This is a genomic window from Pseudokineococcus marinus, from assembly GCF_013004605.1.
Taxonomy (GTDB): domain Bacteria; phylum Actinomycetota; class Actinomycetes; order Actinomycetales; family Quadrisphaeraceae; genus Pseudokineococcus; species Pseudokineococcus marinus.
The window spans coordinates 1-7,682 of sequence record NZ_JABEMA010000146.1; the positions used below are offsets into that span (position 1 = coordinate 1).

Genomic DNA, 7,682 nt, shown 5'->3' on the forward strand with positions numbered 1-7,682 from the left:
GTCGCTGCCCGCCACCGGCTCCGGCGCCCGGCGCCGACGACGAGGCCGTCGACCTCGGCGGGCCGGGCGGAGCGGGGGAGTTCGCAGGGCCGGCCTCCGAGCGGGCGGCGTGGTCCGCGTGGTCTCGCCGCCGCCGTCGAGGGGCCGCCGTCGAGGGGCCGGTGTCGAGGGGCCGGGTGTCGGGGGGCTGGGGCAGGATGCCGGGCGTGAGCGCGACCCCGCCGGAGCAGCCCGCCGACGACCTGCACGGCGTCCCCGCGGGCGACGCGCCCGCCCCGCCGAGCCCCGCCACCGAGGACGACCGCCGCGCGTGGGCCGCCCTGGCCGACGAGGTGCGGGCCCACCAGTTCGCCTACTACGTGCGCGACGCCCCGACGGTGCCGGACGCGACTTTCGACGCGCTGCTGCGGCGCCTGCAGGAGATGGAGGACGCGCACCCCGACCTGGCGGCGCCCGACTCGCCGACCCAGCGCGTGGGCGGGACCTTCTCGACGGAGTTCACCCCCGTCGACCACCTCGAGCGACTGCTCAGCCTCGACAACGTCTTCACCGCCGACGAGCTGGACGAGTGGGTCGAGCGCGTCGTCCGCGAGGCGGGCGAGGGGGCGCGGCTGCGCTGGCTCTGCGAGCCGAAGATCGACGGGCTCGCCGTCGACCTCGTCTACGAGGAGGGCCGCCTGGTGCGGGCCGCCACGCGCGGGGACGGGCGCACGGGGGAGGACGTCACGCTCAACGTCCGCACGCTGCGCGGCGTCCCGCACCGCCTCGACGGCTCCTCGGCGCCCGTGCCCGCGCTGCTGGAGGTGCGCGGCGAGGTCTTCTTCCCCGTCGAGGCCTTCGCCGAGCTCAACGCCGGCCTCGTCGAGGCGGGCAAGCAGCCCTTCGCCAACCCGCGCAACGCCGCGGCGGGGTCCTTGCGGCAGAAGGACCCCCGCGTCACCGCCCGCCGTCCCCTGCGCGTGCTCGTCCACGGCCTCGGCCGTCGCGAGGGCTTCGACGTCGCGAGCCAGTCCGAGGCCTACGAGCGCCTCGCGGCCCTGGGCCTGCCCGTCAGCAGCCACGTGCGGGTCGTCGACGACGTCGACGCCGTGCGCGCCTTCGTCGCCCGCACGGGCGAGGGCCGCCACGACGTCGAGCACGAGATCGACGGCGCGGTGGTCAAGGTCGACGACCTGGCCATCCAGCGGCGCCTCGGTGCGACGAGCCGCGCCCCGCGCTGGGCCATCGCCTACAAGTTCCCGCCCGAGGAGGTCACCACCCGCCTGCTGGAGATCTCCGTCAACGTCGGGCGCACCGGCCGGGTCACCCCCTTCGCCCGGATGGAGCCCGTCCTCGTGGCGGGCTCGACGGTCGAGCTCGCCACGCTCCACAACGCCGACGAGGTGAGGCGCAAGGGCGTGCGGCCGGGCGACCTCGTCGTCGTCCGCAAGGCGGGCGACGTCATCCCCGAGGTGCTCGGCCCGGTGCTGGCCGAGGGCGCCGACCCGGCCGCGCGCGGCCCCGAGTGGCAGATGCCGACGGACTGCCCGTCCTGCGGCACCCCGCTGCGGCACGAGCGCGAGGGCGACAAGGACATCCGCTGCCCGAACGCGCGCACCTGCCCGGCCCAGCTGCGGGAGCGCCTGTTCCACATCGCCTCCCGCAACGCCCTCGACGTCGAGGCGCTCGGCTGGGAGGCCGCCGGCGCCCTCCTCGGCGGGGTGCCCGACGCCGGGGGCAGCCGCGACGCGCGGCCCGAGGACGACGGCGCGCCGGTCGACGCCGGCGACCGCGTGCTCACCGACGAGGGCGGGCTCTTCGCCCTCACCGACGCCGACCTGCTGCGGGTCCCGCTCTTCCGCAACAGCAACGGCGACCTCTCGGCCAACGGGCGCCGGCTGCTCGACAACCTGGCGGCCGCGCGCGACAAGCCGCTGTGGCGGGTGCTCGTCGCCCTCTCGATCCGCCACGTCGGCCCCACCGCGGCGCGCTCGCTCGCCACCCGCTTCGGCAGCCTGGACGCCGTCGTCGGCGCCAGCGCCGAGGAGCTGGCGGCGGCCGACGGCGTCGGCCCCGTCATCGCCGAGGCCGTGGGCGCCTGGTGGGCCGTCGACTGGCACCGGGCCATCGTCGAGGCGTGGCGCGCGGCCGGCGTGCGGCTCGAGGACGAGCAGGACGCGTCCGCGCCGCGCCACCTCGAGGGCGTCACCGTCGTCGTCACCGGCGGGCTCGAGGGCTTCAGCCGCGACGGCGCCAAGGAGGCGATCCTCGCGCGCGGCGGCAAGGCCTCTGGCTCGGTGTCGAAGAAGACCGACTTCGTCGTCGTCGGGGAGAACGCCGGCCAGAAGGAGGTGCGGGCCAGGGAGCTGGGCCTGCGCATCCTCGACGAGGACGGCTTCCGCCTGCTGCTGGAGGAGGGGCCCGGCGCGCTGCCGGCGCCCGAGCCGCCCGTGGACGAGGCCGACGTCGAGGCGGCGGGCGAGGCGGGCGACGGGGCCACGGACGAGGGCGGGGCGACGGCCGCCCCCGCCACCGACGAGCCCGGGGCTGACGAGCCCAGGGCCGACGAGCTCGGGGCCGAGGGTCCCGCCACGAGGCCCCGCAGGACCGACCTCGACGACGTCCGCGCCTGGGCCCGCGAGAACGGGCACGAGGTCGCCGCGCGGGGCCGCGTCCGGCAGGCGGTCCTCGACGCCTACGACGCCCGCGAGGGAGCCCGCTGACGGGGCGGGCCGCCTCCCGCTCGGCGGGTCCGGCCGGCGGCCTCCCGGCTCCTAGACTCACGCGCATGCCCGCCCTCTCACCCGACGACGTGGCGCGCCTCGCGGCCCTCGCGCGCATCGACCTCGAGCCCGCGGAGCTGGAGCGGCTGGCCGGCGAGCTCGACGCCGTCGTCGCCGCGGTCGCCTCCGTGTCCTCCGTCGTGTCCGACGACGTGCCCGCCACGAGCCACCCGCTGCCGCTCGTCGACGTCTACCGCGAGGACGTCGTCGAGCCGTCGCTGCCCGCGGAGGCCGTCCTCGCCGGCGCGCCCGCGGCCCAGGACGGCCGCTTCCTCGTCCCCCAGATCCTCGAGGAGGACTGATGAGCCCCTCGGCCGACCGGAGCAGCGGCCCGCAGACCGGCGCGGACGAGCTCGTCCGCGCGAGCGCCGCCGACCTCGCCCGCCGCCTCGCGGCCGGCGAGGTCTCGAGCGAGGACGTCGTGCGCGCGCACCTCGACCGCATCGCCGCCGTCGACGGCGCGCCCGGCGACGGCCGCGGCGTCGCGGCCTACCTCCACGTCAGCGGCGAGGAGGCGCTGGCGGCGGCCCGCGACGTCGACGCCCGCCGCGCGGCCGGCGAGCAGCTGCACGCCCTCGCCGGCGTCCCCGTCGCCGTCAAGGACGTCGTCGTCACGCGCGGCACGCCCACGACGGCCGGCTCGAAGATCCTCGAGGGCTGGGTGCCGCCCTACGACGCCACGCTCGTCGAGCGGCTGCGCGCCGCGGGGATGCCGCTGCTCGGCAAGACGAACATGGACGAGTTCGCCATGGGCAGCTCGACCGAGCACTCCGCCTACGGGCCCAGCCGCAACCCCTGGGACACCGCGCGGACGCCGGGCGGCTCCGGCGGCGGCAGCGCCGCGGCGGTCGCCGCCTTCGAGGCGCCGCTCGCGGTCGGCACCGACACCGGCGGCTCGATCCGCCAGCCCGCCGCCGTCACCGGCTCGGTCGGCGTGAAGCCCACCTACGGCGGGATCTCGCGGTACGGGCTCATCGCCATGGCCTCGAGCCTCGACCAGGCGGGGCCCTGCGCCCGGTCCGTGCTCGACGCGGCGCTCCTCCACGAGGTCATGGGCGGCCACGACCCCCGCGACGCGACGTCGCTGCCCGACCCCGTCGGCCCGCTCGCCGAGGCCGCCCGCTCGCGCGACGTGCGCGGCATGCGGGTCGGCGTCGTGCGCGAGCTCACCGGCGAGGGCTTCTCGTCCGAGGTCATGGCCAGCTTCCGGTCCGCGCTGGACCTGCTGGCGGACGCCGGGGCCGAGGTGGTCGAGGTCTCCTGCCCGACCTTCGCCCACGCCCTCGACGCCTACTACCTCGTCATGCCGAGCGAGGCCTCGAGCAACCTGGCCCGCTTCGACGGCATGCGCTTCGGCCTGCGGGTCGAGCCGTCCGAGGGCCCGGTGACGGCCGAGCGCGTCATGGCCGCCACGCGCGGCGCGGGCTTCGGCCCCGAGGTCAAGCGCCGGATCATCCTCGGCACCTACGCCCTGTCGGCCGGCTACTACGACGCCTACTACGGCTCGGCGCAGAAGGTGCGGACGCTCGTCCAGCGTGACTTCGCGGCGGCGCACGAGCAGGCTGACGTCCTCGTCTCGCCGACGGCGCCGACGACGGCGTTCCCGCTGGGGAGCCGCCTCGACGACCCGCTCGCGATGTACGCCGCCGACATCGCCACCATCCCCGCCAACCTCGCGGGCGTGCCGGGCATGTCGCTGCCGAGCGGCCTCGCCGCCGACGGCCTGCCCGTCGGCTTCCAGGTCATGGCGCCGGCCCGCGCCGACGAGCGCCTCTACCGCCTCGGGGGCGCCCTCGAGGCGCTGCTCGAGGACCGCTGGGGCGGGCCGCTGCTCGCCTCGGCCCCGGCCCTCGACACCGTGCCCGCCCGACCGGAGGTCGCCACCGCATGAGCACCGCCACCGCACCGGCCGCCACCGGCGGCGAGCCGCTCGTCGCCTACGACGACGCCACGGCGCGCTACGACGTCGTCATCGGCCTCGAGGTCCACGTCGAGCTCGGCACGGCCACCAAGATGTTCGACGGCTCCTCGACGGCCTTCGGCGCCGAGCCCAACACCCAGGTGTCCCCGGTGTCGCTCGGCCTGCCGGGCGCGCTGCCCGTGGTCAACCGCACGGCGGTCGAGCACGGCATCCGCATCGGCCTGGCGCTCGACTGCACCATCGCCGAGATGTGCCGCTTCGCCCGGAAGAACTACTTCTACCCGGACATGCCGAAGAACTTCCAGACGTCGCAGTACGACGAGCCCATCGCCGCCGACGGGCACCTCGACGTCGTCCTCGAGGACGGCACGCCCTGGCGCGTCGAGGTCGAGCGGGCGCACCTGGAGGAGGACACGGGCAAGTCGACGCACGTCGGCGGGGCCACGGGCCGCATCCACGGCGCCGACCACTCCCTCGTCGACTACAACCGCGCGGGCATCCCGCTCGTCGAGATCGTCACGCGGCCCGTCACGGGTGCCGGCGCGCGCGCCCCCGAGGTGGCCCGCGCCTACGTCGCCGCGCTGCGCGACCTGCTGCGCGCGCTCGGCGTCTCCGAGGCCCGCATGGAGCAGGGCCAGATGCGCGCCGACGTCAACGTCTCGCTGCGGCCCTCGCCCGACGCGCCCCTCGGGACCCGCACGGAGACGAAGAACGTCAACTCCTTCCGCTCCGTCGAGCGGGCCGTCCGCTACGAGGTGTCGCGCCAGGCGGCCGTCCTCGACGCGGGCGGGTCGGTGCTGCAGGAGACGCGGCACTGGCACGAGGACACGGGCATCACGACGTCGGGGCGCGTGAAGTCCGACGCCGACGACTACCGCTACTTCCCCGAGCCCGACCTCGTGCCCATGACGCCGTCGCGCGCCTGGGTCGAGGAGGTCCGCGCGTCCCTGCCCGAGCTGCCCGTCGCGCGTCGCGCGCGGCTGCAGGCGGAGTGGGGCTACAGCGACCTCGAGATGCGCGACGTCGTCAACGCCGGGCTCCTCGACGTCATCTCCGCCACCGTGGCCCAGGGCGCGAGCCCGGCCGCCGCCCGCAAGTGGTGGGGCGGGGAGCTGGCGCGCACCGCGAACGCCCGCGAGGTCGAGGTCACCGCGCTGCCCGTGGGGCCCGCGGAGGTCGCTGAGCTCGCCGGGCTCGTCGAGTCGGGGCGCGTCACCGACCGGATGGCGCGCGAGGTGCTCGAGGGCGTGCTCGCGGGGGAGGGGACGCCGACCGAGGTCGTCACCGCCCGCGGCCTCGAGGTCGTCTCCGACGAGTCGGCGCTCGTCACGGCAGTGGACGAGGCGCTGGCGGCGAACCCGGACGTCGCGGAGAAGATCCGCGGCGGCAAGGTGCAGGCCGCGGGGGCGGTCGTGGGCGCCGTCATGAAGGCCACCCGCGGGGCGGCCGACGCCAAGCGCGTGCGGGAGCTCGTGCTCGAGCGGGTCGGGGGACCGCAGGCCTGAGCCCGAGCGGGGTCCCGGCGGTCGGGCCCGGCGGTCAGGACTCGGCCGTCGGGGCTCCGTCGTCAGGGCTCGGTCGTCCGGGTGGAGGCGTCGCCGCCGGTAGCGTTCCGGGGTGCCTCCCGAGACCGCCGTCCCGTCCGCCAGCGAGCCCCGCGCCCCCCGGTCGGGCCCGGTCGTCCGTCCGCTCGGGCCCGAGGACCACGCCCGGCAGTGGCGCCTGCACGCGCTGTCCTTCGGCGAGGACCTGTCGTCGCCGCCCGACCCGGGCACGGAGCCCGAGGGCGCCGTCCGCTACGGGGCGCTGGGCGACGACGGCGACCTCCTCGGCGCGGTGACGCTCCTGCCGCGCGAGCACTGGTGGGGCGGGCGGCGCGTCGTGGCCGCCGACGTCACCGACGTCGCCGTCCAGCCGGAGGCCCGCGGCGCGGGCGTCGCGACGTCCCTGCTCCGCGCCCTCCTCGAGGGCGCCCGCGAGCGCGGCGCCGCCGTCTCGGCGCTCTTCCCGACGGTCGCCGGGCTGTACCGCCGCGCCGGCTGGGAGGTCACGGGCACGCTGACGACCGTCGAGGTGCCCACGCACGCCCTGGCGCGCAGCGGGGCGGCGCCGGGCCTCACCACGCGCACCGGCGGGGCCGCCGACCTGCCCGCGGTGGCCGCCCTCTACGAGCGCGAGGCCCGCGCGCGCAGCGGCATGCTCGTCCGCCCGGCGCCGGGGACGGACCGCCTGCCCGAGGGCGTCGACGGCCTGACCCTCGTCGAGGACGGCGACCGGCTCGTCGCCGCCGCGAGCTGGCACCGCGGCCGGGGCTACGGCCGCGAGGCCGTCTTCACGGTGCGCGACGTCGTCGCCGACACCCCGGCGGCCGCGCGGACGCTGCTGGGAGTGCTGGCCGGCTGGGCGCCGGTGGCCCGCAACCTCCACCTGCGCCTGCTGCGCGGGGACGCCGTCGCCACCGCGCTGCCCGTCGAGCTCGCCCGCGTCGTCGACCGCAAGGTCGTCATGCACCGGGTGGTGGACCTCGAGCAGGCCATGGCGCAGCGCGGCTGGCCGCAGCCGCTGTCGGGGTCGGTGGTCGTCGAGCTGCAGGACGACCTCGCGCCGTGGAACACCGGCACCTGGGAGCTGTCGGTCTCCGGTGGCCGTGGCCGTGCGGAGCGCACGGACGCCGCGCCGGTGGTCCGCCTGACCCCCTCCGGCCTGGCCGCCCTCTACGCCGGGTCGGTCACCGCGCTCGGCGCCGTGCGCACGGCGGGCGCCGAGGTGCTCGGCGACGACGAGGACGCCGCCCTCGGGGCGCTCGACGTGCTCGCCGGCGGCGACCTCGTCGAGGTGCTCGACTACTTCTGACGTGCCGACCCCACCCGGGCGCGAGCGCCCCGTCCGACGCCGCCCGACGTCCCCGGCATGAGCGGCGGGCTCCTCGCGGCCGCGCTCGCGGCCCTCGCCCGCGACGGCGTCGACCTGCCCGCGGCGGCGGTCCTGCCGGAGCTCCT

General features: G+C 77.4%; 5 protein-coding genes. All 5 read left to right on the top strand.

What is annotated here, in order from left to right; genetic code table 11:
* Positions 1 to 197 precede the first annotated feature (197 nt).
* The 5 genes from ligA (at position 198) to HLB09_RS19980 (ending at position 7,536) form a co-directional block, all read left to right on the top strand.
* A complete protein-coding gene (ligA, locus tag HLB09_RS10265; protein WP_212770877.1) occupies positions 198 to 2,702 on the top strand; it encodes an NAD-dependent DNA ligase LigA in 2,505 nt (834 codons plus the stop codon).
* A gap of 65 nt (positions 2,703 to 2,767) precedes the next feature.
* Positions 2,768 to 3,064 (top strand): Asp-tRNA(Asn)/Glu-tRNA(Gln) amidotransferase subunit GatC, encoded by a 297-nt coding sequence (gene gatC / locus HLB09_RS10270; protein ID WP_171203286.1) that lies wholly within the window; start codon positions 2,768 to 2,770, stop codon positions 3,062 to 3,064.
* Positions 3,064 to 4,653, top strand: a complete 1,590-nt coding sequence (gatA, locus tag HLB09_RS10275; protein ID WP_171203287.1) for an Asp-tRNA(Asn)/Glu-tRNA(Gln) amidotransferase subunit GatA — start codon at positions 3,064 to 3,066, stop codon at positions 4,651 to 4,653. Before gatC ends, gatA begins: the two co-directional genes overlap by 1 nt.
* Positions 4,650 to 6,188 (top strand): Asp-tRNA(Asn)/Glu-tRNA(Gln) amidotransferase subunit GatB, encoded by a 1,539-nt coding sequence (gatB, locus tag HLB09_RS10280; protein ID WP_171203288.1) that lies wholly within the window; start codon positions 4,650 to 4,652, stop codon positions 6,186 to 6,188. Before gatA ends, gatB begins: the two co-directional genes overlap by 4 nt.
* 112 nt (positions 6,189 to 6,300) lie before the next feature.
* Positions 6,301 to 7,536: a GNAT family N-acetyltransferase gene (locus HLB09_RS19980; protein WP_171203289.1), complete on the top strand. Its 1,236-nt coding sequence runs from the start codon at positions 6,301 to 6,303 to the stop codon at positions 7,534 to 7,536.
* Positions 7,537 to 7,682: the final 146 nt, after the last annotated feature.

Coding starts and splice junctions, on each gene's coding strand:
- ligA (WP_212770877.1), top strand. CDS start 198: ATGCCGGGCGTGAGCGCGACCCCGCCGGAGCAGCCCGCCGACGACCTG.
- gatC (WP_171203286.1), top strand. CDS start 2,768: ATGCCCGCCCTCTCACCCGACGACGTGGCGCGCCTCGCGGCCCTCGCG.
- gatA (WP_171203287.1), top strand. CDS start 3,064: ATGAGCCCCTCGGCCGACCGGAGCAGCGGCCCGCAGACCGGCGCGGAC.
- gatB (WP_171203288.1), top strand. CDS start 4,650: ATGAGCACCGCCACCGCACCGGCCGCCACCGGCGGCGAGCCGCTCGTC.